The sequence below is a fragment of the Variovorax sp. M-6 genome, assembly GCF_052114385.1.
Lineage (GTDB): Bacteria > Pseudomonadota > Gammaproteobacteria > Burkholderiales > Burkholderiaceae_C > Variovorax.
Genome location: NZ_JBFREQ010000024.1, coordinates 62,925 through 87,380 on the forward strand (window position 1 = coordinate 62,925; position 24,456 = coordinate 87,380).

Genomic DNA, 24,456 nt, shown 5'->3' on the forward strand with positions numbered 1-24,456 from the left:
AATAGAGAGAGGAAGACGGCACGTGTCTGCTGCTCAACGCATTCGTAAATTGCCCAGGACCACGGCGCTGCTCGCGCTCGCCGCCGTGGTGTCGTTGTCGGCCTGCCGGCGTGCCGAAGAGGCCCCGGCCCCCGAGATCCGGCCGGTCCGGGCGATGACCATCGAGCGGCGCACGGTCGGCGACTCGGTGTCCCTGACCGGGCGCGTGCAGGCGCAGAGCGAGGTCAACCAGTCCTTCCGGATCGACGGTCGGCTGATCGAGCGCACCGTGGACATCGGCGACCGGGTCAGGCCCGGCCAGCTGCTGGCCCGGCTCGACCAGATGAACGAGGACAGCAGCCTGCAATCCGCGCGGGCCCAGCTGGCCGCGGCGCAGGCCCAGGGCGCGGAAGCGCGCAACATGTTCAACCGGATGCGCGACCTGCTGGCCGAGAACGCGGTCTCGCGCGCGTCGTTCGAGCAATCCGAGGCGATGCTCAAGGTCACACAGTCGCAGATCAATTCGGCGCAGTCGCTGGTCGACATCGCGCAGAACCGCCTGAGCTACACCCGCCTGCTCTCCGACGTGGCCGGCGTGGTGACGGCGCGCGGCGCCGAGCCCGGCGAAGTGGTGGCGGCCGGCCGGATGGTCGTGCAGGTGGCGCGCGAGGGCGCGATCGACGCCGTCTTCGACGTGCCGGCGCAGATCAAGGACATCGCGCCGAGCAATCCCGACATCACGGTCGCGCTCGGCGGCGACCCCAGCGTCACGGCTGTCGGCAAGGTGCGCGAGGTCTCCCCGCGCGCCGACCCGGTCACCGGCACCTTCGCGGTCCGGGTCCGCCTGATCAACCCGCCCGCGGCCATGCGCCTGGGCAGCACCGTCACGGGGCGCATGAAGCTCAACACCGAGGCGGCGCTCGACATCCCGGCCAGCGCGCTCACGCGCAGCGGCGGCCAGACCGCCGTCTGGGTCGTCGATACCAAGGCCGGAACGGTGTCGGCGCGCAATGTGGAGGTCCGCGCCTATGACGCGGCCCGCGTCCAGGTCACGAAGGGGCTCGCACCGGGCGACGTGATCGTCACGGCCGGCGTGCAGGCGCTGCGGCCGGGGCAGAAGGTCCGCTGGCTCGAGGCCGCGAAGTGATCGGCCCGAACCTGTCGGAGTGGGCGCTCTCGAAGCGCTCGCTGGTGGTGTTCCTGATGATCATCGCGGTCATCGCGGGCACCTTGTCTTTCCTGAAGCTGGGTCGCGGCGAAGACCCGACCTTCACCTTCCGCACCATGATCGTGGCCGCGGGCTGGCCAGGCGCGACGGTCGACGAGACCCTGTCGCAGGTCACCGAGCGGCTCGAGCGCACGCTGCAGGAAACCCATCACCTCGACCGCGTGCGCAGCTACACGACGGCCGGCCAGACCACGATCTTCGTCGACTTGAAGCAATCGACGCCGCCGGGCGAGGTGGCCGACATCTGGTACCAGGTGCGCAAGAACATCGGCGACATGCGCCAGACGCTGCCCTCGGGCGTGGTCGGCCCCTTCTTCAACGACGACTTCGGCAGCACCTTCGGCATCATCTACGCCTTCACCGCCGACGGCTATACCTTCCGCGAGCTGCGCGACCAGGTCGAGTCGGCCCGCTCGCGCCTGCTGCAAGTGCCCGACGTCTCGAAGATCGAGGTGCTGGGCGCGCAGGACGAGCAGATCTTCATCGAGTTCTCGACCGAACGGCTCGCGGGCCTGCGTCTGGACTACGGCGCGATCGTGGCGGCGCTGCAGCAGCAGAACGTGATCCGCCCCGCCGGCACCCTGCACACCGAGCAGGAGCGCATGTTCATGCGCGTCACGGGCGCCTTCGACTCGGAGCGCGACATCGAGGCGGTCAACCTGGTGCTGGGCGGGCGCAACATCCGCCTGGGCGACATCGCGACCGTGCGGCGCGGCTTCACCGATCCGCCGCAGCCGATGTTCCGCGTCAACGGCAAGCCGGCCATCGGCCTCGCGATCGCGATGCGCGACGCCGGCGACATCCTGGCGCTGGGCCGCAACATCAAGGCCGAGATGGCCGACATCACGGCCAACCTGCCGCACGGCATCGAGCCCACGCTGGTGGCCGACCAGGCCGTCACGGTCGACGTCGCGATCAACGACTTCATGGCCTCGCTGTGGCAGGCCATCGCGATCATCCTGGTGTGCAGCTTCGTGAGCCTGGGCGTGCGCCCGGGCGCGGTGGTGGCGCTGTCGATCCCGCTGACGCTGGCGATCGTGTTCGCGGTCATGGACTTCGTGCATATCGACCTGCACCGGGTCTCGCTCGGGGCGCTGATCATCGCGCTGACGCTGCTGGTCGACGATGCCATGACGACGGTCGACGCCATGCTGAACCGGCTCGCAGCCGGCGACACCAAGGACCAGGCCGCGACCTTCGCCTACCGCACGCTGGCCGCGCCGATGCTGATCGGCACGCTGGTGTCGATCTCCAGCTTCGTGCCGATCGGCTTCGCGCGCAGCTCGGCGGGCGAATACACCTTCTCGATCTTCGCCGTGGTGGCGATCGCGCTGATCGTCTCCTGGCTCGGCGCCGTGATCTTCGCGCCGCTGGTCGGCAAGGCGCTGCTCAAGACGCCCAAGGCCGATGCGGTGGTCAAGCCCAGCAAGTTCCTCAACGCCTTCAGCGATTTCCTGAAAGGCGCCATCCGCGCCAAGTGGCTGACCATCGGGCTCACACTCGCGGCCTTCGTGGCGTCGATGTTCCTGGTGCGCTTCGTGCCGCAGCAGTTCTTCCCGGCCTCCGACCGGCCCGAGCTCACGGTCGACCTGACCTTGCGCCAGAACGCCTCGATCTACGCGACCGAGGAGCAGGCCAAGCGCTTCGAGGCCCTGCTCAAGGACGACCCGGACGTCGACCATTTCAGCACCTACGTGGGCCGTGGCGCGGTGCGCTTCATCCTCACGCTCAACGCGCAGCTGGCCAACCCCTTCTTCGCCCAGGTGATCGTGGTCGCCAAGGACCTCGAGGCGCGCGACCGGCTGCAGCTCAAGCTGGAGAAGGCGCTGGCCGAGCAGTTCCCGGACATCGTCGCGCGCATCTCGCCGCTCGAGCTTGGGCCCCCCGTGGGCTGGCCCCTGCAGTACCGCGTGATGGGGCCCGACAAGGACGAGGTCCGGAGGATCTCGCTCGAGCTGGCCGGCCTCCTCGGGTCGCATCCGGAAGCCCGGCACGTCAACTTCGACTGGATGGAGCCGGCGCGGCAGATCCAGATCCGCATCAACCAGGACGAGGCGCGCCAGCTCGGCATCAGCACCGCCGCGCTGGCCGGCATCATGAACGCCACCGTGACCGGCACCCCGGTCACGCAGGTGCGCGACGACATCTACCTGGTCAACGTGGTGGCCCGGGCCAGCGCCGAGCAGCGCCTGTCGCTGCAGACCCTCAGCACGCTGCAGGTGCCCACCGCCAGCGGCCGGATGGTGCCGCTGAACCAGTTCGCGACCTTCTCGGAAGAGCAGGAGTCGCCGCTGGTCTGGCGCCGCAACCGGGTGCCGACGCTCACGGTGCGCGCGGACGTCATCCACGGCGCGCTGCCCGACACGGTGGTCGAAGCGCTGGCGCCGAAGATCAAGGAGCTCAACGCCAAGCTGCCCAAGGGCTACAAGATCGAGACCGGCGGCCTGTCCGAGGAAAGCGCGGAGTCGAGCGCCTCGGTGTTCGCCGTGGTCCCGCTGATGATCGTGCTGATGCTGCTGAGCATGATGGTGCTGCTGGTGAGCTTCCGGCGCCTCGCGATGGTGGTCTGCGTGATGCCGCTGGGCCTGATCGGCGTGGTGATCACGCTGCTGGTGTTCAACCGGCCGCTGGGTTTCGTCGCCATCCTGGGCATCCTGGCGCTGATCGGCATGATCGCCAAGAACGGCGTGATCCTGATCGTCCAGATCGAGACCAACCGCGCGGAGGGGCAGGGCGTGCTCGACGCGGTGGTGTCTGCGGCCACCTCGCGGATGCGGCCGATGATGCTGACCTCGATCTCGACCGTGCTGGGCCTGATCCCGATCGCGCCCACGGTGTTCTGGGGCTCGATGGCCTTCGCGATCATGGGCGGGCTGCTGGTGGCGACCCTGCTGACGCTGGTGTTCCTGCCGACGCTGTACATGCTGGCGTTCGGCAAGGAGAAGCCCATGCCGCCGGCGGCCGCGGTCGAGCCGGCGTGAGCGGGCGGTTCCGGCGCATCGATCGATCCCCATGCAGGTAGCCGCAACACCTCTCGAGCCCGTGGTGCTTGACCTGCACGTGGCCGAACTGAGGCAGCTGTTCAACTCGATGGACCCGGCGCCTTTCCGCCAACGCGACCTCGATCCCAAGGCGCAGGCCTACATCGTCGAATGGGCGCAGGAGGCCCCGGCCGGCCGGCCGCTGGAGCTGGTCGTGCAGGTCGATGCCGAGAGCGTCACGCCGGCCGATGCCGCGATGCTGGAGGAGGCCGTCGACGAGTACTTCCGCCAGCGCGCGCTGACCACCTGGCGCGGCTTGCGCAAGATGTTCCRCACCGGCCGCATCAGCCTCCTGATCGGCGTGCTGTTCGTCGGCACGGCCACCATCGTCGGCGAGTCGATCGCCAGCTTCGTGAGCAAGGGGCGCTATGCGACGCTGATCCACGACAGCCTGGTGATCGGCGCCTGGGTCGCGCTGTGGCGGCCGATGGAGATCTTCCTCTACGACTGGTGGCCGGTGCGCGCCGAGGCCCGGCTCTACGAGCGCCTGAGCGAACTCGACGTCCGCCTGGTCTGCGCCGGCAGTGGCGCGGGAACGACCCGATGAAGCCCGCTTCGACCCCGCCCTCGCGGCTCGCCACGGCGCTGTATCGCGGGGCGCTGCTGCTCCTGCTCTGGCTGCTGCTGATGCCCAGTGCCAAGCCCGCCGATCTGGCGGTGGGCCTGGTCGCGGTGGCCGCCGGAACCTTCGCCAGCCTGCGCCTGCTGCCGCCCGAGGCGGGGCATCTGCGCCTCGGCGCGCTGCTCGGCTTCCTGCCGCATTTCCTCTGGCAGTCGGTGCTGGCGGGCGTCGATGTCGCGCGCCGCGCGATGTCCCCGCGGATGCCGCTGCGTCCCGGCTTCATCGTCTATCGGGTCGGGTTCCGCCCCGGCCTGGCGCGCAACGAGTTCGCTTCGATCACCAGCCTGCTGCCGGGCTCGGTGCCGGTCGGCGATTCGGAGGACAGCATGGTCTATCACTGCCTGGACATCGGCGAGCCGGTCGCCGAGCAGATGGCGGCCGAAGAGCGGCGCCTGCAGAAGGCGCTGGTCGCGGGGGAGCGCCATGACTGAGTTCCTGCTCGGCGCCTCGGCCTTCGTGTTGTTGACGGTCGCGGTGGGCCTGGTGTGCATCCTGCGCGGGCCCGACGACGTCGATCGCATGATGTCGGTGCAGCTGTTCGGCACCGCCGGCATCGCGGCCCTGCTGCTGCTGGGCGCCGCGATCGGCGCGGCGGCCGTGGTCGACCTGGCGCTGATCCTGGCGGTGCTGGCGGCCTTCGCCGCCATCGCCTTCGTCAAGGCCGGCGCGCACTCGGCGCCCGGCCAGGCCGAATCCGAGGAGCGGCCATGAAAACCATCGCCGACATCTTCACGATCGTCGCCGTGGTCGCGGGCGCGTTCTTCTTCATCGCGGGCACCGTCGGGCTGCTGCGCTTCCCCGACACCTTCACGCGGCTGCATGCGCTGACCAAGGCCGACAACCTCGGGCTCGGCCTGGTGGTGCTGGGCCTGCTGCCGCAGATGGACGGCGTGCTGGCCGGCCTCAAGCTGATCCTGGTCTGGCTGATGGTGCTGCTGGCCTCGGCGACGGTGTCGCAACTCATTGCGCGCGCGGTGCGGCGCGGCGGGCCCAAGCCATGACCGAGACGCTGACCATCGCCCTCGTGGCGCTGCTGATGGCGCTCGCCGTCTGGACCCTGGTCGCGCGCGACACCTTCGCCGCCGTGGCCGGCTTCGTGCCCTACGGCCTGCTGCTCACGCTGGCCTGGCTGCAGTTGCGGGCGGTCGACGTCGCGATGACCGAGGCGGCGATCGGTGCCGGCCTGACCGGCGTGTTGCTGATCGCCGCGGCGGCGCGTCTGCGTTCGACCGAGGCGCCGGCCTGGGCCGAGCGGCCGGGCGCGCTGACGCGGGTGCTGGCCGCCATTGTGTCGGCCGCCGTCGCTGCCGCCATCGGCGCTTGCGTGCTGCTGCTGCCCGATCCGGCCCCGACCCTGGCGCCGGCGGTGGCGCAGAACATCGCCGCCACCGGCGTCGGCAATCCGATCACCGCGGTGCTGATGTCCTTCCGCGCGATGGACACGCTGCTCGAGGCCATCGTGCTTCTGCTCGGCTTGATCGGCATCTGGTCGCTGGCGCCCGACCGCTTCTGGGGCGGGCGGCCGGGACCGCAGCCGACGGAGGATCCGAACGGCATTCTGGGCTATTTCGCGCGCGTGCTGCCGCCGATCGGGATCGTCGTGGGCGTCTACATCCTCTGGGTCGGCGCCGACCATCCGGGCGGCAAGTTCCAGGGCGCCACGGTGCTGGCGGCGATGTGGCTGCTGGTCATGCTGGCAGGCCTCTCCGATGCGCCCGCCGTGAACCGGACCTGGGTCCGGGTCGCACTGGTCGGGGGGCCGGCGGTGTTCGTTGCGATCGGCCTGCTGGGCGTGGGCATCGCAGGTGCCTTCCTGGGCCTTCCCGAAGCGATCGCCAAGCCCTTGATCGTTGTCGTCGAGGCGGCGCTGCTGCCCTCGCTGGCAGTCACCCTGGCCTTGCTGCTGGCCGGGCCGCCGCGACGAACGGATTCGGGACAATGAACACGCCGACCCTGCTCGGACTGTGCGCCGCCGTGCTGGTCGGCCTGGGGCTCTATGGCCTGATCACGAGCCCGCACCCGTTGCGCAAGATCATGGCTTTCAACGTGATGGGCAACGGCATCTTCCTGGTCTGCGCGGTGATCGCGCGCCGCGGCGCGGGCGCGGGAATGGGCGGAGACCCGGTGCCGCAGGCGCTGCTGATCACCGCCCTGGTGGTGGCTTTCGCGGCCTCCGCGCTGGCGGTCGCGCTGGTGCTGAGGCTGTTCGAGGAGACCGGGTCCAGTTCGCTGTCCGCGGCGGGCGACGCGCCGAAGCCGGATGCTGTCGGTGGCGAGGTTTCTTAAGTGCCGCATTCCGTGCCCGTGGATCTGACGACACCCGGCGGCCTGCTGCTTGTGCTGGCCGTGCTGCTTCCGTTTGCCGGCGTGATGCTCGGCTTCGTGCTCGGCGGCCGGCGCGCACAGCAGGTGGCCTGGGCCACCATCGTGCTCGGCATCGGGCTCGTGCTGGCGATCGCGCACCGGCTCTGGGTCTCGGGCGACGCGCTGGTCTACCTGCTCGGCGGCTGGGCGCCGCCGCTCGGCGTCACCCTGCGGGCCGACGGGCTGTCGGTCTGCATGATGCTGGCCGTCATGCTCGTGGTCTGCGGGATCGGCGTCTACGCCAACGGCGATTTCGGCACGCCCGCCGAGCTGCGCGAGAAACGCGGGCCGCTGACTTTCTGGCTGCTGCTGCTCGCGGTCTGGGGCTCGCTCAACCTGGTGTTCGTGAGCGGCGACGTCTTCACCCTGTACGTCGCACTCGAACTGCTGACCTTTGCGGGCGTGCCGCTGGTCAGCCTCGACGGCCGCGGCGAGACGCTGCAGGCGGCGCTGCGCTACCTGCTGTATGCGCTGGTCGGCTCCATGTTCTATCTGCTCGGCGCCTTCCTGTTGTACGGCGCCTACGGCACGCTGGACATCGCGCTGCTGGCGCAACGCGTCGGGCCCGAACCCGTGGCATGGGCCGCCGCTGCGCTGATGACCGCCGGGCTGCTGGCCAAGACCGCGCTCTTCCCGCTCCACCTGTGGCTGCCGCCCGCGCACGCCGGCGCCCCGGCGGCGGCCAGCGCGCTGTTGTCCGCGCTGGTGATCAAGGGCGCCTGGTTCCTGGTGGTGCGCTTGTGGGTCGACGTCTTCGCCGGCGTCGTGACGCTGCCCTCGGCGCAGCTGCTCGCGGCGCTGGGCGCCTCGGCGATCCTGGTGGGCAACGTCGTGGCCTTGCGCCAGGCCCGCCTGAAGCTGCTGATCGCCTACTCGACCGTGGCCCAGATCGGCTACCTCTTCCTGATGTTCCCGCTGGTCGCGGGACTCGACGCCGCACGGCTCGACAGTGGCATCGCGGTCACCGGCGGCTTGCTGCAGGCGATCTCCCACGCGACCGCCAAGGCGGCGATGTTCATGGCGGCCGGCCTCATCTACAGCACGCTCGGCCATGACCGCGTGGCCGACCTGCGCGGCGCCGGACGGGCCCTGCCGATGACCATGGCGGCCTTCGCGCTGGCGGGCGCGTCGCTGATCGGGCTGCCGCCCTCGGGCGGCTTCCTCGCCAAGTGGCTGCTGCTGTCGGCCGCGATCGCCACCGCCCAGTGGTGGTGGGTGGCCGTGATGCTGGTGGGTGGCCTGCTCACCAGCGCCTACGTGTTCATGGTGGTGGTGCGCTCGATGGCGCCGGCCGCGCTCGGTTGGGTGCCGAAGGCGCGCGTTCCGCGCTACCAGCAGGGGGCTGTGCTGGCGCTCGCGCTGTGCTCGTTCCTGCTCGGCGTGGTGGCGCTGCTGCCGGTGGACGTGGTTCAGATCGGCCGCACGGGCCTGCTGTCGATGGGGGCGCGATGATCGGGTCCGTCACGCTTGCCGCCGTCGTGTTCGAGGTGCCGGTGCTGCTGCCGCTGGCGCTCGGCGTGCCGCTGCTGTTGCTGCTCGCATGCGTGTTCCCGCGGCTGCGGCGGCGCCTGCCGGCGCTGTTCGTGCTGGCGCCGGTGCCGGCCCTGGCGGCGGCCTTCCTGGCCGGCGGCGAGCCCGAGCTGGTGCTGGGCAACGCCTTCTTCGAATTGACCTTCGCGCTCGATGTGCCGGGGGCGATGCTGCTCGGCGTCGCGTCGCTGCTGTGGATCTTCGCGGGCGCCTATGCCGCGCGCTGGCTGCGCGACCGGCCCGACCGCGATGGCTTCATCGTCTGCTGGCTGATGACGCTGACCGGCTGTGTCGGCGTCTTCCTGGCGGCCGACCTGATCGGCTTCTATTTCCTGCTCGCGGTGCTGAGCGTCGGCGCCAGCGGCCTCGTGCTTCAGGGCGAAGGGCCGGAGGCCTGGCGCGCCGGCGCCCTCTATCTCGGGCTCGCCCTGCTGGCCGAGGCCTTCCTGCTCGCCGGATTGCTGCTGCTCGCGCAGGCCACGCCGGATGGCAGCCTGCTGATCCGCGACGCCGCGGCGGCGCTGCCCGGCTCGCCCTGGCGCGATCTCACGCTGCTGCTCTTGATCGTCGGCCTCGGCATGAAGGCCGGCCTGGTGCCGCTGCATTTCTGGATGCCGTTCGCCTACGGCGCGGCGCCGATCCCGGCCGCCGCGGTAATGAGCGGCGCGGTGGTCAAGGCCAGCATCATCGCCTTGATCCGTTTCCTGCCGCTCGACGTCGCGCTGCCGGATTTCGGCCTGCCGCTGGCGGCCGTCGGCCTCTTCGGCGCCCTCTACGGGGTCGCGATCGGCATCACGCAAACCCAGCCCAAGCTGATTCTTGCCTACTCCAGCGTGAGCCAGATGGGCTTCCTGGCGGCGGTGATCGGACTGGGCCTGGCCGCCGGAGACCCGGGCACCGCGCTGGCCGCCGCCTTCTATGCCGCGCACCACCTGCTCGTGAAGGGCGCGCTGTTCCTTGCCGTCGGCGTGGTCATGCTCACCGGCCGCCGGCACCTGTGGCCGATGCTGCTGCCGGCCGCGGTGATCGCGCTGGGGCTCGGCGGCCTGCCGCTGACCGGTGGCGCGCTGGCCAAGTACGCGGCCAAGGACCTCATGGGCAGCGGCCTGGCCGCCACCGTGGCGGTGGTGTCGTCGATCGCCACCACGCTGCTGATGGTCCATTTCCTGCGGCGGCTGAGCGCGGACACCGCCGCCGACCCGGGCGCCCGCGCGCCGGCCGTGCTGGCCGGGGCCTGGCTGGCGATGGCGCTGGCCTCGGTGGCGCTGCCGTGGGCGCTGTGCCTGGCGCTGCCGCTCGGCGCGCTGCCCGAGGCGCTGGCGCCGTCCGCGTTGTGGGCGGCCCTGTGGCCGGTTCTGATCGGCGGCGCCATCGCGCTCGGCCTGGACAGCCTCGGCCGACACCTGCCGCGCATTCCGGCGGGCGATGTCGGCGTCGCGCTGGGTCGGCTCGCCGGCGGCGTCACGGCGGCGGGCCGTGCATTTGAAACGATCGACACTTTCGCGCGGCGCTGGGCCGTGGCGAGCATCGCATTGCTGGTAGTGTCACTGCTGTTCGGCTACGCGCTGATGGCGCTCGGCTGAAGGAGAACGAGATGAGGAAGTTAACGCTTGCAGCGGTTTGCGCTGCGGTCCTGGTCGGACTTGCGGGTTGTACCGTCGGGCCGGACTTCGTGCGGCCGTCGGTGCAGTCACCGACCGCATGGCGGATCGATTACCCGAAGGCGGCCGAGGTCGCCAACACGAAATGGTGGGAGCAGTTCGGCGACCCGGTCCTCAACCAGCTGATCGAGACGGCGCTGCGCGACAACCTGGACGTCCGCGTCGCGGCGGCACGCATCGATCAGTTCCTCGGCGCCCTGACCACCACCGATTCGCAGGCCTATCCGCAGCTGGGCTATGGCGCCGGGGCAGCCCGCACGCGGGCCAGCCGCGAAGGCCAGCCCCCGATCCCGGAGCCCGTCAGCAACTACTTCTCGCTCTACCAGGCGAGCCTGAACGCGACCTGGCAGATCGACCTCTTCGGCCGCGTGCGACGCATGAGCGAGGCCGCCCAGGCCCAGGTCTATGCCAGCGAACAGGGCCAGCGCGGCGTCGTGCTCACGCTCGTCACCGGCGTGGCGACCAGCTATGTCGCGCTGCGCGCACTGGACCGCCAGTTGGAGATCGCGAAGTCCACCGCCGCCAACTTCGGCGAGACCGCGCGCATCTTCGACCTGCGCTTCAAGTCCGGCCTCGTGTCGCAGACCGAGGTGATGCAGGTGCGCTCCCAGTACCAGCAGGCGCTCACCGCGATCCCCACCTTCGAGCAGCAGATCGCGACGCTGGAGAACCAGATCTCGATCCTGCTGGGCCGCGATCCGGCGCCGATCCCGCGCGGGCGGACCATCGACGAACTGGTGGCGCCGCTGATCCCGGCCGGCCTGCCCTCCGACCTGTTGCAGCGGCGTCCGGACATCCTGGCGGCCGAGCAGAACCTGGTGGCCGCGAATGCCAGCATCGGTGTCGCTCGCTCTCTCTATTACCCTAGCCTCTCCCTGACCGGAGCCCTGGGTTCCACCAGCACTTCCTTCAGCAACTTCATGACCGGTCCGGCCACCGCGTGGTCGGTGGTCGCGGGCCTCACCGGTCCGATCTTCACCTTCGGCGCCATCGAAGGGCAGGTCCGGTCGGCCGAGGCGCAGAAGGCGCAGGCCGAGCTGGTCTACCAGCAGACCGTCCTGGGCGCCTTCCGCGACACCAACAACGCGCTGATCGGCACACAGAAGAGCATCGAAGGGGTCGAGTTCCAGCGCGGGCGCGTCAAGGCGCTGCGCGAATTCGCGCGGCTGTCCAGGCTCAAGTTCGAGAACGGCCTGGTCGGCTATCTCGAGGTGCTGGTGGCCGACAACGAACTGTTCGCGGCCGAACTGGCCTTCGTGACCTTGCAGGCCAACCGCTATACGCAGGCGATCGGCGTGTACCAGGCGATGGGCGGCGGCTGGGTGGATGTCGCGGACTCGCAGACGGCGCGACCGGTCGACATGGCGAACCGGCGCACGCGCTGACGGGATCGGCATGAACGAACGATTCCAGACGCTGGTCTACGGCACCGCGATCGCGCTGATGATCGGCTGGGTGTTCTACATCGGGCGCAACGTGTTCGTGCCGATCATGTTCAGCGTCTTCGTGGTCTACGTGATCCTCGGCCTGGCGCGCCTGATCGGCAGGGTGCCGCTGCTGGGGCCGGCCTTGCCGCAGCTGGTGATCTCGATCCTGTCGGTGCTGATCATCGCGCTCGGCCTTGGCATGGTGGTCTACACCATCCTCGCCAACAAGGACAGCGTGATCGCGATGGCGCCGCGCTACCAGGAGTCGCTGCTGGCGGCCGTACAGCGGGTGGCGGTGCTGATGCGCGTCGAGGCGGAGCCGACATGGACCACGCTCCGGCGCGACCTGCTGGCGCAGGTGAGCCTGCAGCGGGTGGTCGGCTCGGCGCTGTCGTCGCTGTCGTCGCTGTTCGCCACCGTGATCGTGGTCGCGCTGTATGCCTGCTTCCTGCTGGTCGAGCGCGGCCGTCTCGACATGAAGATCTCCGCCATCGCGCGCAGCCCCCAGCATGCGCAGCGCATCAAGCAGGTCATCGCCGACATCAATTCCCGGGTGGGCACGTATCTGGCGCTCAAGACCTTCCTCGGCGTGCTGCTCGGCGCGCTGAGCTACGTGATCATGCGCATGGCCGGCCTTGAGTTCGCCGGCTTCTGGGCGGTGATGATCGCCTTGCTGAACTATGTGCCGTACATCGGCTCGTTCCTGAGCGTGGTGCTGCCGGGGCTGATGGCCGTGGCCCAGTTCGGCGGCGCTGGCGAGGCCATCCAGATCATGACGATGCTGGCCGTGGTCCAGTTCCTGATCGGCAACTTCCTGGACCCCTACATCATGGGGAACTCGCTCAACCTGAGCCCGTTCGCGATCCTCGTGAGCCTGGCCGTCTGGGTGGCCCTGTGGGGCGTGCCCGGCGCCTTCCTGGCGGTCCCGATCACCGCCATGATGACCATCATCTTCTCGGAGTTCCCCGGCACCCGCCCCATCGCCATCCTGCTCTCCCAAAACGGAAAGCCGTAGCTCTCCCCCAGGTTGTCCCGCACTTCGTGTCGGGACGCCCACCCCCTTCCGGGGGCGCAGCCCGCGGCCCGGCGAAGCCGGTTCCGCGGCTGCCCCCGAACAGGCGCGCTACGCGCAGCCGAAGATAGACACAGCGTGGTGATTGATTGGCCGGCGCAGCCAGGCCCGTTGGTGAGACACCGCGGAACCGGCTCCGCCGGGCCGCCGGTGTCGCCCCCCGGTCAGGGGGGTGGGCGGGCTACACGAAGTGAGCCCAACCTGGGGGGCGAGCCTATTGCGGTACGACGCGTGCGGCTTCGCCGTTGCCCTGGATGAATACGCGCTGGCCGACGCGCAGGCCCGGCGTGACGGGCTGGGTCACCTCGACCAGCACGCCGCTGTCGGTGCGAACGAAGATCTCCTGCCCCGCCACCGGCGAGTCGTAGCGCCTGGCGACTTCGCTGCCGGCCATCGTGCCGCCGATCGCACCCACCACCATCGCGACATCGCGGCCGGTGCCGCCGCCGATCAGGCTGCCGATGCCGAGGCCAGTCAGGCCGCCGAGCACCGCACCGACGCCGGTGTGGTGCGAACTCGCGATCTGCGTCGGCGTGATCTGCTCGATCTTGCCCTGCCGGATCGTCATCGATCCTGGCTGCGAGCCGGGCGCCGCGCAAGCGGTGAGCACCAGCGCCATCGCGAACGCCGCGACGCGGTAGAAAAGCCTTGCTGCCATGAAGTTCCTCCTAAACGGGGTTGTTGCAGTGTCGAATAAACACCGCTTTCAGAATACCGTGAACCTGCTTCAGCCGAGCGTATCGGCACTGAAATGGAAGCCGGCGTCACGCCCGCGCAACGCCGGGAACCCCTCAAGTTTTCCGCTTCGCCGCCGATATACGGTCAGCGCATGCCACCCGCCGTGTCGGACGGGGCGGCAGGTCGCGACGAGGAGCCAGCGTGAATCTCAGGTCGGTGGACGACAGCCGTGGCACGCGCCCGAAGGGGCGGGGATGACCTTGACCGGCTATGGCTACGATGCCTTCAAGGTTCTCGCCGTTGCCGCGCCAGTGGCCGGGTTCGCGGCCGTTGCCCATGTGCGCGCGAAGCGGCGTGGGCAACAGGCGCGGCGGATCGAGAGCGCGCGCCGCAGTTGCAGGAGCGTCTTCGTCGACGTGCCCGGACGTCCCGGCGCGGCCCCCGATTCGGTCTGCTTCGAACTCACGCCGCAGTTGCTGGGCTGGCTGGCCGCCGCCCAGAGCGGATCCCTCAAGGGCATCGACACGCCCGATGCGGTGATGCTGGCCTTCGACGTCGAGGCGGCATGGACAGGGGGCCGGATGGCCGGCGCCGGTGACGATTCGACCTCCCGCAGCCAATTGGTCGCGACCCGCGAGCGCTTCTTCATGCGCTCGGTCGAGACCGGGCGCAGCAGCTGCGCCATTTCGCTGCGATCGATGCTCGACGTCCATCGCAGCCTCCCCGAGGGCCAGCCGCTCTATTGCTCGGTCGACGGCCTCGTCGGCGCCCATCCGGTGCGGCGGCTGCGGGTCGAGCCGGCACCCGCGGCAAAGCAGTTCTACTGGGTGCGCGCCAACAGCCCGGCGCTGCGATCCCGGCGCCCGCCGAGTTAGTTAGGTAGGATTGGCGGCCGCCCCCCTGCCTCCAGGCGGCCTCGCAATTCAAGGACTCTGCATGACCACCCCCAGCTACCCCGACACCCGCCTGCTGATCGATGGCGAATGGTGTGACGCCGCAAGCGGCAAGACCCAGGACGTGATCAACCCGGCCACCGGCAAGCCGATCGGCAAGGTCGCCTTCGCGGCGATCGCCGACCTCGACCGCGCCCTCGACGCCGCCCAGCGCGGCTTCGAGGTCTGGCGCCGGATCCCGGCCAACGAACGCGCCGTCACCATGCGCCGCGCCGCCGCGCTGGTGCGCGAGCGCGCGCCCGAGATCGCCCGCATCCTCACGCAGGAGCAGGGCAAGCCTTTCGTCGAGGCCCGTGGCGAGGTGCTCGCCGGTGCCGACATCATCGAATGGTTCGCCGACGAAGGCCGCCGCGTCTATGGCCGCATCGTGCCTTCACGCAACCTGGCGGCGCAACAGCTGGTGATGAAAGAGCCGCTGGGCCCCGTGGCGGCTTTCACGCCCTGGAACTTCCCGATCAACCAGATCGTGCGCAAGCTCGGTGCGGCATTGGCCAGCGGCTGCTCCTTCCTGGTCAAGGCACCGGAAGAAACGCCGGCCTCGCCGGCCGCGCTGCTGCAGGCTTTCGTCGATGCCGGCGTGCCCAAGGGCGTGATCGGCCTGGTGTTCGGCGATCCGGCCGAAATCTCGAGCTACCTGATCCCGCATCCGATCATCCGCAAGGTCACCTTCACGGGGTCGACCCCGGTGGGCAAGCAGCTTGCGGCCCTGGCCGGCCTGCACATGAAGCGCGCCACCATGGAGCTCGGCGGCCATGCCCCGGTGATCGTGGCGGCCGACGCCGACGTCGAACTGGCCGTGAAGGCCTCGGGCGGCGCCAAGTTCCGCAATGCCGGGCAGGTCTGCATCTCGCCGACCCGCTTCCTGGTGCACAACAGCATCAAGCAGGCCTTCGCGCAAGCCATGGTCAAGCATGCCGAAAGCCTCAAGCTCGGTGACGGCCTGGCAGAGGGCACGACGCTCGGCCCGTTGGCCAATGCGCGCCGCCTGGGCGCCATGGCCAAGGTACTCGAAGACGCCCGCGCCACCGGCGCCAAGGTCGCGACCGGCGGCGAGCGCGTGGGCAGCAGCGGCAATTTCTTCGCGCCGACGGTGCTGACCGATGTCTCGCTCGAGGCCGACGTCTTCAACAACGAGCCCTTCGGCCCGATCGCGGCCATCCGCGGCTTCGACTCGCTCGACGAGGCGATCACCGAGGCCAACCGCCTGCCTTTCGGACTGGCCGGCTACGCCTTCACGCAGTCGATCAAGAACGCGCACCTGTTGTCGCAGCGCATGGAAGTCGGGATGCTGTGGATCAACCAGCCGGCCGCGCCTTCGCCCGAAATGCCTTTCGGCGGCATCAAGGATTCCGGCTACGGGTCCGAGGGCGGACCGGAGGCGATGGAAAACTACCTGAACACCAAAGCCGTTTCCATCATGGCTGTATAGGCTCGCCCCCAGGTTGCCCGGCACTTCGTGTCCGGGCGCCCACCCCCTACCGGGGGCAACACCAGCGGCCCGGCGGAGCCGGTTCCGCGGTGTTTCACCAACGGGCCTGGCTGCGCCGGCCGGGTGCCGACCCCGCGTTGGCCACGTTGACGAGCGGCATTTGCTTCCGGGTCGGACGGGAACACAATGGCGGGCATCATGCAAAACGCGTTGCTTCGCCGGGTGGGTCTGTGTCTTTGCCTGTTGCTGCTCCTGCCGGTCGCGGCCTGGGCGCAGCAGCTCGGCAGCGCCGCGGCGCTGCAGGCCAAGTTCAACGCCGTCCAGTCGCAGTTCGACAAGAACGCGTTCGGGCGGCCGCTGGTGCTCGAATCGAGCGAGGCCTCGGGCCAGTTGAGCGGCGACATCTTCGCGCTCGTCGACCATCCCTTCGAGCAGGTCAGTGCCTCGCTCAGCAAGCCGGCGGTGTGGTGCGATGTGCTGATGCTGCATCTGAATACCAAGTACTGCGCCGTGCGCGGGGGCGGGGCAGCGACCACCCTGGCGGTCTCGGTCGGTCGAAAGTTCGACCAGCCGCTGTCGGATGCGCAGCGCATCGACTTCGTCTGGCAACCCGCGACCGTGTCCGCGGACTACCTCAGCGTGCGCCTGAGCGCCGACAAGGGGCCGCTGTCGACCCGCGACTACCGCATCGAGTTCGAGGCCACGCCCCTGCCCAACGGCAAGACGTTCATCCACATGGCCTACGCCTATGCCTACGGCACGGCGGCGCGGATGGCGATGCAGGGCTACCTCGCGACGATCGGCAGCGACAAGGTCGGCTTCAGCACGAAGGACAAGGACGGATCGGGTCAGCCGGAACTGGTGGGTGGCGTGCGCGGGGTGGTGGAGCGCAACACCATGCGCTACTACCTGGCGATCGACTCCTACCTCGACGCGCCGGCCGAGGCCCAGCTGCAGAAGCGCCTGGCGCAATGGTTCGACAGCACCGAGCGCTATGCGCGCCAGCTGCACGAGGTGGACCGCAGCGACTACCTCGACATGAAGCGCAACGAATACAAGCGCCTGAAGACCCAGTAGGGGATCATTTTCTTTGTCCGCGCCCGGTCCTGAGCATCTCGGCGCGGCTCTTCTGCAGTTCCGCCAGCCGCTTGAGTTCGGCGGCGCAGTCCGCCTGGGTCGCGACCAGCACGAAGGGGCTGCGTCGCAGCGCCGTGACGGTCTTCTCGACCTGTACCGGGTCGCGGTGCTTGGTGACCAGTCCGGCGGCGACCACCGCCCTGGACTGCTTGTAGAAGGCCTTCTCGAAAGCCGGCGAGCCGCAGCGCGCGGCAATCACGCGATAGTCCGCCTCCTGCTGCTCGCCGGAAATCGGCACGGCGGCGTCTGCGGCCTGCTGGGCGCTTGCCGCCAGGGGCATGCCGATGACGGCGGCTGCCAGCAATGCTGCGAATGCGAGTTGTTGTGTTTTCATGTGTCCCCCTGCTGACTGGAAATGCATCTGTCTCACGCTCGATCTTCATGGTACGGCGGCGCCGGCCTCTTGTCTTATCGGCAATGTGCGCTGTTGCACAGAGTGCCCGCATGAATTGAAATCTCGGCGAAAAGCCCGGATTGCCCGAAAGGGCAACCGGGCTTGCCCGTTGGGCCAATTTGCAGCTTCAGCGGCCGCACCCAAGATCGGTTCGTCGCCCACAGTGCAATGCCGGCCTTCATGAGGACACCCAATGACGATCGCGAAGCGCCCGCTCCGGGTTGCCATGGCGGCGGCATCGTTCGCGGCCTGCGGGGCCTGGGCGCAGGTCGATTCGGACCTGCAGAAGAAGCTCTCGAACCCGATCGCCGACATCGTCACGCTGCCCTTCCAGTGGACCACCAACTTCAACGCCGGGCCGTTCGAGAAGCCGCAGTACACGCTCAACATCCAGCCGGTCTACCCGATCAAGATCGGCGGCGGCTGGTCGCTGATCAACCGCGCCATCGTGCCGCTGCTGTCCAACCCCGCGGTGCTGCCGGGCCAGGATCGCAAGGATGGTCTCGGCGACATCACCTACGAAGGCTTCTTCGCGCCGTCGCCGGGCGAAGGCGGATGGATCTGGGGCGTCGGGCCGGCGATGATCATGCGCACCGCGACCGACGACCGGCTGGGCGCCGGAAAGTGGTCCCTGGGCCCCGCGGCCGTGGCGCTCAAGGAGACCGGCCCCTGGACCGTCGGTGCGCTGGCGACGCAGGTCTGGTCCTTCGCGGGCGACGACAACCAGCCGAACGTGAACGCGTTCACGCTGCAGCCCATCGTCAGCTACCGGCTCGATTCGAAGCAGTCGCTCGGCTATGTGGGCATCCTCACTGCGGACTGGGAGCAGAAGCGATCGAGCCAGCGCTGGACCGTGCCGCTGGGCGTTTCCTACTCGCTGCTGGTCCGGCCCGAAGGCTTCGTGCCGATGAACTTCGTCGTCGGCGCCGGCTACAACGTGATTCGGCCCGACAATGCCTCGGACTGGTTCGTTCGGTTCCAGGTCAATTTCGTTCTCCCCAAGTAAGGATTCAGTCATGCGAACGAGCGACACATTGAAAGGGCTGGCGATGGCCGTGGCGATGGCCGCCTCGGCCTCGGCGGCGGCCACCCCGTTGAGCATCTACAACTCGATGCGCGACACACCGATCACCAAGTTCGGAAAGGCCGACATGGCCCTGATGAAGAAAACCATCTACACCACGCTGGACACGGGTGCGGACGGCGTCAAGGTCAGCTGGGACAACCCGGCCACCTCCAACAGCGGCAGCATCACGCCGGCCAAGGACCCGAAGGGCCGCGCCGGGTGCCGGCTGGCGCAGATCGAGAACCGCCACAAGACGATGCTCGGCGCGGGCGGCTACATCTTCTGCAAGAACACCAAGTCCAAGACACCGCCGTGGGAACTGGTGGCGCCGTGGACGGAGGGCTGATCCGCGGGCGGAATCCTGTCGTCGGATAAGAAGGAGTAGCTTTCATGCCTTTGCTGCGAGTCCTGCTTTTGCTTCGGGGCGCGTTCGGCGCGATATTTGCGCTGGTCGTGCTGTTGGCGCCGGCATCGACGTCGACGGCGCAGATGCTGGGCCGCAACGGCACCTTCGCGCTGGTCGACGGGCTTCTCGCGCTGGCAGTGGCCTTCGCGCTGTCGAAGGCGCCGCGCTTCCACTGGCTGTTCGTGCTGGCGCTGGTCGATGCCCTGGTGCGCCTGGCGATCGGCGCGGTGGCCTTTGCCTACCCGGACATCGAGGCCCGCATCCTGGGCTCGGTCGCCTTCTTCGGCGGCACCATCACGGCCTGCATCGCGCTCGGTGCGGTCGGGCTGATCTTTGGGCTGGCGGGCCGGCGTGCGCCGGTCCGGCGCGGCGGGGTGGTGCCGGTGCTGATCGTGAGCGCCTGCACGCTGCTGTTGGGCATCGGCCTGTTGTTCGGCTTCGGAACGGCCGACGGGCGTCGCCTGCTGATCGGTGCCTTTGCGCTGGCGGTGGGCCTGTGCTTGCTGGTGACCGGTTTTCGGTTGAAGAATCCCCAGTCCACTCTTTGAAGGAGCGAGGTCGATCATGAAGACTTTTCTGTCCCGCATTGCGGCTTTCGTACTGGTCCTGACGCTGGCGGCCTGTGCCGCGCCCGGCTCGCAATCCGGATCGATGGAGATCCGCCAGGGGGTCGTCGAGCAGATCACACCGACGCAGATCCAGAGTTCGCACCATACCGGCGTGGGCGCGGTCGTCGGCGGCCTCGCGGGCCTGGGCATCGGCAGCCTGATCGGCGGCGGCACCGGACGCGACGTGGCGATGGTCGCGGGCGCCATCGGCGGCACCATCGCCGGCTCGGAGCTCGCGAACCGGTATTCGCAGCCGATCGCCGGCGAGCAGATCGTGGTGCGCACCAAGAGCGGCGTGCTGGTTTCGGTGACGCAGCCGACGGGGACGGTGCTGCGCGTCGGGCAGCGCGTCTACATCGAAGGCAGCGGCGAGGGCGCGCGCGTCCTGCCCCAATAGCCGGCCACAGGGAAGGGCGGGGCGATCCTGTTCCGCTCCTTCTTCATTCAGGACTGCGCCTGCCCGGCGCGCACGATGCAACGGAAACCCAGGTGGCAGGTCGAGGTGTCGACCGGCTGCGCCATGCGGGCGGCCGGCCGGTAGCGGTGGCAGTAGTTCGGTGCGCACAGGTGCGAGCCGCCCTTCATGACGCGCCGCGGAATGCGTACCTCGGGCGTTCGCGGGTCGTAGCTGCCGTCGACCGGGCCGCCGCGCGGGTTGTCCAGCGTGCAGCAGGCGTGCGTGATGCGGCCGTGCTCCTGGTACCAGTCGGTGGTCCATTCCCAGACGTTGCCCGCCATGTCGTAGAGGCCGTAGCCGTTGGGCGCGAAGGAGCCGACCGGGGCGGTCCACTCGTAGCCGTCCTCGAGCAGGTTCTGCCGTGGAAACTGACCTTGCCAGGTGTTGGCCATCGACCGGCCGCGCACCTTGAACTCGTCGCCCCAGCAGTATTCGGCGCCCTCGAGCCCGCCGCGGGCCGCGAACTCCCATTCGGCCTCGGTCGGCAGCGACTTGCCGGCCCAGGCCGCGTAGGCCTCGGCGTCCTCGAACGCGACATGCACCACGGGGTGCTTCCACAGGCCCTGGAGCGAACTGGAGGGGCCGCGCGGATGGCGCCAGTCGGCGCCTCGCTGGTAGGTCCACCAGTTGTGCGGATTGCCCATGTCCACCGGTCCCGCCGTCTTCCGGAAGACCACCGAGGAGGGCGCGAGCAGTTCGGGGTCGGCGCCGGGATAGTCTTCCGCCCGGGCCGGACGCTCGGCCAGCGTGACGTGGCCGGTCGCATCGACGAAACGCTTGAACTCGGCGTTGGTCACGGTGTGGGTGTCGATCCAGAATCCCTTCACCGCCACCTTGTGCGCCGGCGCTTCCTCGGGATAGTGCCGGTCAGACCCCATCAGGAAATTGCCGTCGGGGATCCACACCATGGCGGGATGCGGGGCGGTTTGGGGGGCAGCTGTGGAGTCGGACATGGGGGGCATGGCTGAAGAATAATGGAGTCGCCTGCCGGCGTTGCCCATCGGGTCGGGCGGCGGCTCGGGCTGCCCCTTGGGGCAAGCGGGCCCAGGTTCCGCAGGGGTGGTCGGTCCTTGCTTTCAGGCGCCGGCGTGGCTGGCGTCGCTGGGTGACACGCCCAACTGCCCCACGGCCCGGACGAGGTCGGCCAGCGAACTCACTTCCATCTTCTCCATGACGTGCGCGCGATGGGCCTTGACGGTGCGCTCCGCGGCACCGAGCTGGGCGCTGATCTGCTTGTTGAGCGCACCGTTGACCACCATTTCCATGACCTGCCGTTCGCGCGGGCTGAGCCGGGAATAGCGGGTCTGGAGCGCGCACAGCCGTCGACGCGCCTGGCGCCGGGCGGCGTCGTCCTGCACGGCCTTGCCGATGACCGACAGCAGGGTCTCGCCGTCGACCGGCTTGAACAGAAAATCGGCGGCGCCGGCCTTCATCGCCCGCAGCGTTTCGTGCACCGTGGCCTCGGCGGTCACGAAGATCACGGGCAGGGGCTCGGGCTGGCTGGCGATCATCTCCTGCAGATCGAGTCCGCTGGGGCCCGGCATGTGGATGTCGAGCACCAGGCAGCCGGGTGCGCTGCCGATGCCTTCGAGGAGCATCTCGCCGACCGAGCCGTATTCCGCCACCCGGTGGCCGGCGGCCCGGAGAAGCCGCTGCAGCGCGCGCCGAAACGAGACGTCGTCGTCGATCAGCCGAATCGTGGGAATTTCGCCGTCTGTATTCGAAGCCATCAACTTGCCCATTCCGAACCTCCAGATGCCGGTCAGCGCTGGCCGCCCGCCATCAGGCGGCCGGATTCGCCGACGGCGAAGGTGCATTGAACACGCAGCCCAAGGGCGTGACAAGCTGCCCTTTGGTGTAAGTGAGGCTTCAATGACTACTGATGTAGCTATTTGGTTTTACGAATTGGTGGATATCCAAGCCCGAGGCGAAAAAAAACCGGCCCCGCTTTCGCGAGGGCCGGTCGTTGTTGCGCGCCGCGGATTACAGGGCGGCCTGGCGCGTCGTGCTGATGCGGGCACCACCGAACTGCGAAGGAATCACGCTGCCGGCAAAGGACTCGCGGCGCACGTTCTGGTTCGGGGCGTGGGCGGCGGCAACGGCCTCCTCGCGCACCGACGAGCGGTCGCGGGTGCTGGCGATCGTGGTCACGCCGCTGGCATAGCCTTCGGCGTAGGGATTGGCGCTGCGGGCGGCGACGGCCGCCTGGGCGCTCACTTCGGCGCGGTTGTTGGCCGAGGTCAGGGCGTGCACGCCATCATAGATTTCGGCATGGGCGCCGGCGGCGGCGAGCAGCGACAGGGCGGCGGCGGCGAGGATCTTCGAGGTCTTCATTGGATTTCTTTCTGGCTTTGGATGAACGGGCCGGACCGTTCTTGCGATCCGTGCTGGCAAGTTTAGCCCCGGCATCTAGGTAAAAACCCGCATAAAAAGAATCGCGCTGTTGCCCGAGCGGAAACAATGATCGGAAGTTTCCGCGCTCAGCCGCCGAAAAGCGCGGCCGGCAGGCCGTCCACATCCAAGGACACCGCGAACAGTCCCCCGGCCTCCGGTTCGGCCTCGCGCTGGGCCGGCGTCAGACCGCGGGTGGCGCTCGTGATGTAGAGGGTGCGCAGGCCCGGGCCGCCGAAGGCGCAGTCGGTGATGTGGCGGGTGGGCAGCGGGATGCGGCAGAGCTCCGCGGCGCTCACCGGGTCGTGGCAGCTGACGCAGGCGCCGCCCCAGTGGGCGATCCAGATCCGGCCGGCAGCGTCGGTCGTCATGCCGTCGGGCAGGCCGTCGCCACGCGCGAAGCGAAGCCAGGGGCGCTTGTTGGAGAGCGTGCCGGCCACGGCATCGAAATCGTAGGCGTGGATCCGGCCCCGAACCGTGTCGTTGAAGTACATCGTCTTCCCGTCGAGCGACCATGTCGGCCCGTTGGTGACCGCGAAACCGTCGTCGTGCCGGCTGCAACGTCCGTCGGGATCGAAGCGGTAGAGCGCGCCGGTGGGTGCCTTGCAGGCGACATCCATGCTTCCGCCCCAGAACCGTCCTGCGGCATCGCACTTGCCGTCATTGAAGCGGTTGTCGACCCGTTCGGCCTCGGGCTGGTGGAGGTAGCGGGGCGTCGCGTCGGCGCGGGCGGGATCGAACAGCGCGAAGCCGCGCCGCAGCGTGACGATCAGCCCGGGCGCCTGCGCTCTCTCGGCCAGCGCCGAGATGTCCTCGTCGAACTGCCAACTGGTGCGCCCCTTGCCGGCCGGTTCGAAGCGGTGCAGCCGCCGCTCCAGGATGTCGACCCAGTACAGCGCCTGTTCGCGCTGCGACCACAGGGTGCCTTCGCCGAGGGCCGCGGCGGCCGGCCAGACGCAGCGCGGGGCTTCGAGGAGGCGGGGAATCGGATTCATGAGGGACTCCTGGCGAAACTGCGATGACGCGATCAGTCCGGTTCGAAGCGCCGCCCATAGACGTCGAAGCTCTGCGCCTTCAGCGCCTTCATCATGACCTTGGCCGCCGGCGACAGCAGCCGGTCGGTGCGCGTGATGATGCCGAAGGCGTCCATGTGGCAGGGGATCTCGACCGGCAGCAGCGCGACGATGCCGTGAGCCGCGTAGTAGCGGGCCACGTCGGTGGCCAGCACCGCGATCATGTCGCTTTGCTGAAGCATGCGCGTGATGAACAGCAGCGCCGCGGTCTCGATCACGTTGATCGGCGGCGCCAGGCCTTCCTCCTGGAACATGAGCTCGAAGCGATGCCGCAGCACGCTGCCCGCGGGCGGCACGATCCAGCCCGCGGACACCAGGTCGCGCAGCCCGAGCCCGGCCATGCCGAGCAGCGGATGGCCGGGGCGTACCACCGCGCACACCGGTTCCTCCGTCAGGGCCTCGTAGCGCAGGCTGGTCTTGTCGTGCTCGGCGAAGAGCCGCGCCACCAGCAGGTCGAGCTTGCCCTGCTCGAGCCGTTCCAGCAGCACCGGGCTGGTCTCGATCTCGACGGCGATGCGCAGGTTCGGCTGTTCGCGCTTCACCGCCGCGACCGCCGGAGGCAGCAGCACCAGCCCCGGTGCCGTGATCACGCCGATGTTGACCTGGCCGGCTCGCCCGGCCTTCATCGCGCTGAGTTCGTCGTGCGCCTGGTTCAGGCTCGCCAGTGCGATCCGCGCGTGGCGAATCATGATCTCGCCATACCAGGTCGGCCGCATGCCGCGCGGCAGGCGGTCGAACAGCGAAACCTCCAGCACGTCCTCCAGGTCCTTCAGCAGCTTGGATGCCGCCGGCTGCGTCATGTTGAGCACCTGCGCCGCGCGATGGATGTTCCCCTCCTCGGCCAGGGCCACCAGCAGCAGCAGTTGCCGGGTCTTGAGACGCGCACGGATGAACCAGTGCGTGTAGTTCGTCATGGGGTTTACCTGAATGCTTCTTCAGG

At 69.1% G+C, this 24,456-nt stretch carries 26 protein-coding genes; 19 read left to right on the forward strand and 7 right to left on the reverse strand.

Annotation, left to right across the window (positions count from 1 at the left end):
- Positions 1–22 precede the first annotated feature (22 nt).
- From AB4Z46_RS24355 to AB4Z46_RS24410, 12 genes are read left to right on the forward strand one after another with little or no spacing between them, the layout of a single operon-like run.
- The gene (locus AB4Z46_RS24355; RefSeq protein ID WP_442286116.1) at positions 23–1,126 is read left to right on the forward strand and encodes an efflux RND transporter periplasmic adaptor subunit; all 1,104 of its coding nucleotides are present in this window, start codon (positions 23–25) and stop codon (positions 1,124–1,126) included.
- Entirely contained in the window at positions 1,123–4,188 is a 3,066-nt protein-coding gene (locus AB4Z46_RS24360) for an efflux RND transporter permease subunit (RefSeq protein ID WP_442286117.1), read from the forward strand. The genes AB4Z46_RS24355 and AB4Z46_RS24360 overlap by 4 nt, the downstream gene beginning before the upstream one ends.
- Before the next feature lie 31 nt (positions 4,189–4,219).
- Positions 4,220–4,795: a hypothetical protein gene (locus AB4Z46_RS24365; RefSeq protein WP_442286118.1), complete on the forward strand. Its 576-nt coding sequence runs from the start codon at positions 4,220–4,222 to the stop codon at positions 4,793–4,795.
- A complete protein-coding gene (locus AB4Z46_RS24370) occupies positions 4,792–5,301 on the forward strand; it encodes a Na+/H+ antiporter subunit E (protein WP_442286119.1) in 510 nt (169 codons plus the stop codon). Before AB4Z46_RS24365 ends, AB4Z46_RS24370 begins: the two co-directional genes overlap by 4 nt.
- A complete protein-coding gene (locus AB4Z46_RS24375) occupies positions 5,294–5,581 on the forward strand; it encodes a monovalent cation/H+ antiporter complex subunit F (RefSeq protein WP_442286120.1) in 288 nt (95 codons plus the stop codon). The genes AB4Z46_RS24370 and AB4Z46_RS24375 overlap by 8 nt, the downstream gene beginning before the upstream one ends.
- Positions 5,578–5,871 carry a cation:proton antiporter gene (locus AB4Z46_RS24380; protein ID WP_442286121.1) on the forward strand — a complete coding sequence of 98 codons (294 nt, stop codon included), beginning with the start codon at positions 5,578–5,580 and terminating at the stop codon, positions 5,869–5,871. Before AB4Z46_RS24375 ends, AB4Z46_RS24380 begins: the two co-directional genes overlap by 4 nt.
- On the forward strand, positions 5,868–6,812 hold the full coding sequence (locus tag AB4Z46_RS24385; protein ID WP_442286122.1) for a hydrogenase subunit MbhD domain-containing protein: 945 nt from the start codon (positions 5,868–5,870) through the stop codon (positions 6,810–6,812). Before AB4Z46_RS24380 ends, AB4Z46_RS24385 begins: the two co-directional genes overlap by 4 nt.
- Entirely contained in the window at positions 6,809–7,156 is a 348-nt protein-coding gene (locus AB4Z46_RS24390) for an NADH-quinone oxidoreductase subunit K (RefSeq protein ID WP_442286123.1), read from the forward strand. The genes AB4Z46_RS24385 and AB4Z46_RS24390 overlap by 4 nt, the downstream gene beginning before the upstream one ends.
- A gap of 18 nt (positions 7,157–7,174) precedes the next feature.
- The gene (locus AB4Z46_RS24395) at positions 7,175–8,686 is read left to right on the forward strand and encodes a complex I subunit 5 family protein (RefSeq protein ID WP_442286124.1); all 1,512 of its coding nucleotides are present in this window, start codon (positions 7,175–7,177) and stop codon (positions 8,684–8,686) included.
- Positions 8,683–10,347 carry a proton-conducting transporter transmembrane domain-containing protein gene (locus AB4Z46_RS24400; protein ID WP_442286125.1) on the forward strand — a complete coding sequence of 555 codons (1,665 nt, stop codon included), beginning with the start codon at positions 8,683–8,685 and terminating at the stop codon, positions 10,345–10,347. The genes AB4Z46_RS24395 and AB4Z46_RS24400 overlap by 4 nt, the downstream gene beginning before the upstream one ends.
- Before the next feature lie 11 nt (positions 10,348–10,358).
- The gene (locus AB4Z46_RS24405) at positions 10,359–11,810 is read left to right on the forward strand and encodes an efflux transporter outer membrane subunit (protein ID WP_442286126.1); all 1,452 of its coding nucleotides are present in this window, start codon (positions 10,359–10,361) and stop codon (positions 11,808–11,810) included.
- Between the two features lie 10 nt (positions 11,811–11,820).
- Positions 11,821–12,867, forward strand: a complete 1,047-nt coding sequence (locus AB4Z46_RS24410; RefSeq protein ID WP_442286127.1) for an AI-2E family transporter — start codon at positions 11,821–11,823, stop codon at positions 12,865–12,867.
- A gap of 271 nt (positions 12,868–13,138) precedes the next feature.
- Here AB4Z46_RS24410 and AB4Z46_RS24415 read toward each other — a convergent pair whose 3' ends face one another.
- Positions 13,139–13,582 carry a glycine zipper 2TM domain-containing protein gene (locus AB4Z46_RS24415; RefSeq protein ID WP_442286128.1) on the reverse strand — a complete coding sequence of 148 codons (444 nt, stop codon included), beginning with the start codon at positions 13,580–13,582 and terminating at the stop codon, positions 13,139–13,141.
- 274 nt (positions 13,583–13,856) lie between these two features.
- Between AB4Z46_RS24415 and AB4Z46_RS24420 the strand changes: the two genes are divergently transcribed.
- The 3 genes from AB4Z46_RS24420 (at position 13,857) to AB4Z46_RS24430 (ending at position 17,061) form a co-directional block, all read left to right on the forward strand.
- Entirely contained in the window at positions 13,857–14,477 is a 621-nt protein-coding gene (locus tag AB4Z46_RS24420) for a hypothetical protein (protein WP_442286129.1), read from the forward strand.
- A gap of 61 nt (positions 14,478–14,538) precedes the next feature.
- The gene (locus AB4Z46_RS24425) at positions 14,539–15,984 is read left to right on the forward strand and encodes an NAD-dependent succinate-semialdehyde dehydrogenase (RefSeq protein ID WP_442286130.1); all 1,446 of its coding nucleotides are present in this window, start codon (positions 14,539–14,541) and stop codon (positions 15,982–15,984) included.
- A gap of 198 nt (positions 15,985–16,182) precedes the next feature.
- The gene (locus AB4Z46_RS24430; RefSeq protein ID WP_442286131.1) at positions 16,183–17,061 is read left to right on the forward strand and encodes a hypothetical protein; all 879 of its coding nucleotides are present in this window, start codon (positions 16,183–16,185) and stop codon (positions 17,059–17,061) included.
- A gap of 4 nt (positions 17,062–17,065) precedes the next feature.
- Here the strand turns inward: AB4Z46_RS24430 and AB4Z46_RS24435 are convergent, their stop codons facing one another.
- Positions 17,066–17,455, reverse strand: coding sequence for a hypothetical protein (locus AB4Z46_RS24435; RefSeq protein ID WP_442286132.1), 390 nt, complete (start codon positions 17,453–17,455; stop codon positions 17,066–17,068).
- A 253-nt stretch (positions 17,456–17,708) separates the two neighbouring features.
- Here AB4Z46_RS24435 and AB4Z46_RS24440 point away from each other — a divergent pair, with 253 nt between their 5' ends.
- The 4 genes from AB4Z46_RS24440 to AB4Z46_RS24455 are packed head-to-tail and all read left to right on the forward strand — an operon-like array spanning position 17,709 to position 19,992.
- Entirely contained in the window at positions 17,709–18,521 is an 813-nt protein-coding gene (locus AB4Z46_RS24440) for a hypothetical protein (RefSeq protein ID WP_442286133.1), read from the forward strand.
- A gap of 10 nt (positions 18,522–18,531) precedes the next feature.
- Positions 18,532–18,927, forward strand: coding sequence for a hypothetical protein (locus AB4Z46_RS24445; RefSeq protein ID WP_442286134.1), 396 nt, complete (start codon positions 18,532–18,534; stop codon positions 18,925–18,927).
- Positions 18,928–18,971: 44 nt separating this feature from the next.
- Entirely contained in the window at positions 18,972–19,535 is a 564-nt protein-coding gene (locus AB4Z46_RS24450; RefSeq protein ID WP_442286135.1) for a hypothetical protein, read from the forward strand.
- 16 nt (positions 19,536–19,551) lie between these two features.
- Positions 19,552–19,992, forward strand: coding sequence for a glycine zipper 2TM domain-containing protein (locus AB4Z46_RS24455; RefSeq protein WP_442286136.1), 441 nt, complete (start codon positions 19,552–19,554; stop codon positions 19,990–19,992).
- Positions 19,993–20,039: 47 nt separating this feature from the next.
- Here AB4Z46_RS24455 and AB4Z46_RS24460 read toward each other — a convergent pair whose 3' ends face one another.
- The 5 genes from AB4Z46_RS24460 to AB4Z46_RS24480 all read right to left on the reverse strand — a co-directional run bounded on the left by AB4Z46_RS24460 (position 20,040) and on the right by AB4Z46_RS24480 (position 24,430).
- Entirely contained in the window at positions 20,040–21,005 is a 966-nt protein-coding gene (locus AB4Z46_RS24460; RefSeq protein ID WP_442286137.1) for a formylglycine-generating enzyme family protein, read from the reverse strand.
- A 123-nt stretch (positions 21,006–21,128) separates the two neighbouring features.
- Positions 21,129–21,782: a response regulator transcription factor gene (locus tag AB4Z46_RS24465; RefSeq protein WP_442286138.1), complete on the reverse strand. Its 654-nt coding sequence runs from the start codon at positions 21,780–21,782 to the stop codon at positions 21,129–21,131.
- A gap of 253 nt (positions 21,783–22,035) precedes the next feature.
- Positions 22,036–22,386 (reverse strand): alpha/beta hydrolase, encoded by a 351-nt coding sequence (locus AB4Z46_RS24470; protein WP_442286139.1) that lies wholly within the window; start codon positions 22,384–22,386, stop codon positions 22,036–22,038.
- 146 nt (positions 22,387–22,532) lie between these two features.
- The gene (locus tag AB4Z46_RS24475) at positions 22,533–23,438 is read right to left on the reverse strand and encodes an SMP-30/gluconolactonase/LRE family protein (RefSeq protein WP_442286140.1); all 906 of its coding nucleotides are present in this window, start codon (positions 23,436–23,438) and stop codon (positions 22,533–22,535) included.
- Between the two features lie 32 nt (positions 23,439–23,470).
- A complete protein-coding gene (locus tag AB4Z46_RS24480; RefSeq protein WP_442286141.1) occupies positions 23,471–24,430 on the reverse strand; it encodes a LysR family transcriptional regulator in 960 nt (319 codons plus the stop codon).
- Between the last annotated feature and the right edge of the window lie 26 nt (positions 24,431–24,456).

Coding starts and splice junctions, on each gene's coding strand:
- AB4Z46_RS24370 (WP_442286119.1), top strand. CDS start 4,792: ATGAAGCCCGCTTCGACCCCGCCCTCGCGGCTCGCCACGGCGCTGTAT.
- AB4Z46_RS24375 (WP_442286120.1), top strand. CDS start 5,294: ATGACTGAGTTCCTGCTCGGCGCCTCGGCCTTCGTGTTGTTGACGGTC.
- AB4Z46_RS24380 (WP_442286121.1), top strand. CDS start 5,578: ATGAAAACCATCGCCGACATCTTCACGATCGTCGCCGTGGTCGCGGGC.
- AB4Z46_RS24385 (WP_442286122.1), top strand. CDS start 5,868: ATGACCGAGACGCTGACCATCGCCCTCGTGGCGCTGCTGATGGCGCTC.
- AB4Z46_RS24390 (WP_442286123.1), top strand. CDS start 6,809: ATGAACACGCCGACCCTGCTCGGACTGTGCGCCGCCGTGCTGGTCGGC.
- AB4Z46_RS24400 (WP_442286125.1), top strand. CDS start 8,683: ATGATCGGGTCCGTCACGCTTGCCGCCGTCGTGTTCGAGGTGCCGGTG.
- AB4Z46_RS24405 (WP_442286126.1), top strand. CDS start 10,359: ATGAGGAAGTTAACGCTTGCAGCGGTTTGCGCTGCGGTCCTGGTCGGA.
- AB4Z46_RS24410 (WP_442286127.1), top strand. CDS start 11,821: ATGAACGAACGATTCCAGACGCTGGTCTACGGCACCGCGATCGCGCTG.
- AB4Z46_RS24415 (WP_442286128.1), bottom strand. CDS start 13,582: ATGGCAGCAAGGCTTTTCTACCGCGTCGCGGCGTTCGCGATGGCGCTG.
- AB4Z46_RS24420 (WP_442286129.1), top strand. CDS start 13,857: ATGACCTTGACCGGCTATGGCTACGATGCCTTCAAGGTTCTCGCCGTT.
- AB4Z46_RS24425 (WP_442286130.1), top strand. CDS start 14,539: ATGACCACCCCCAGCTACCCCGACACCCGCCTGCTGATCGATGGCGAA.
- AB4Z46_RS24430 (WP_442286131.1), top strand. CDS start 16,183: ATGCAAAACGCGTTGCTTCGCCGGGTGGGTCTGTGTCTTTGCCTGTTG.
- AB4Z46_RS24435 (WP_442286132.1), bottom strand. CDS start 17,455: ATGAAAACACAACAACTCGCATTCGCAGCATTGCTGGCAGCCGCCGTC.
- AB4Z46_RS24440 (WP_442286133.1), top strand. CDS start 17,709: ATGACGATCGCGAAGCGCCCGCTCCGGGTTGCCATGGCGGCGGCATCG.
- AB4Z46_RS24445 (WP_442286134.1), top strand. CDS start 18,532: ATGCGAACGAGCGACACATTGAAAGGGCTGGCGATGGCCGTGGCGATG.
- AB4Z46_RS24450 (WP_442286135.1), top strand. CDS start 18,972: ATGCCTTTGCTGCGAGTCCTGCTTTTGCTTCGGGGCGCGTTCGGCGCG.
- AB4Z46_RS24455 (WP_442286136.1), top strand. CDS start 19,552: ATGAAGACTTTTCTGTCCCGCATTGCGGCTTTCGTACTGGTCCTGACG.
- AB4Z46_RS24460 (WP_442286137.1), bottom strand. CDS start 21,005: ATGTCCGACTCCACAGCTGCCCCCCAAACCGCCCCGCATCCCGCCATG.
- AB4Z46_RS24465 (WP_442286138.1), bottom strand. CDS start 21,782: ATGGCTTCGAATACAGACGGCGAAATTCCCACGATTCGGCTGATCGAC.
- AB4Z46_RS24470 (WP_442286139.1), bottom strand. CDS start 22,386: ATGAAGACCTCGAAGATCCTCGCCGCCGCCGCCCTGTCGCTGCTCGCC.
- AB4Z46_RS24475 (WP_442286140.1), bottom strand. CDS start 23,438: ATGAATCCGATTCCCCGCCTCCTCGAAGCCCCGCGCTGCGTCTGGCCG.
- AB4Z46_RS24480 (WP_442286141.1), bottom strand. CDS start 24,430: ATGACGAACTACACGCACTGGTTCATCCGTGCGCGTCTCAAGACCCGG.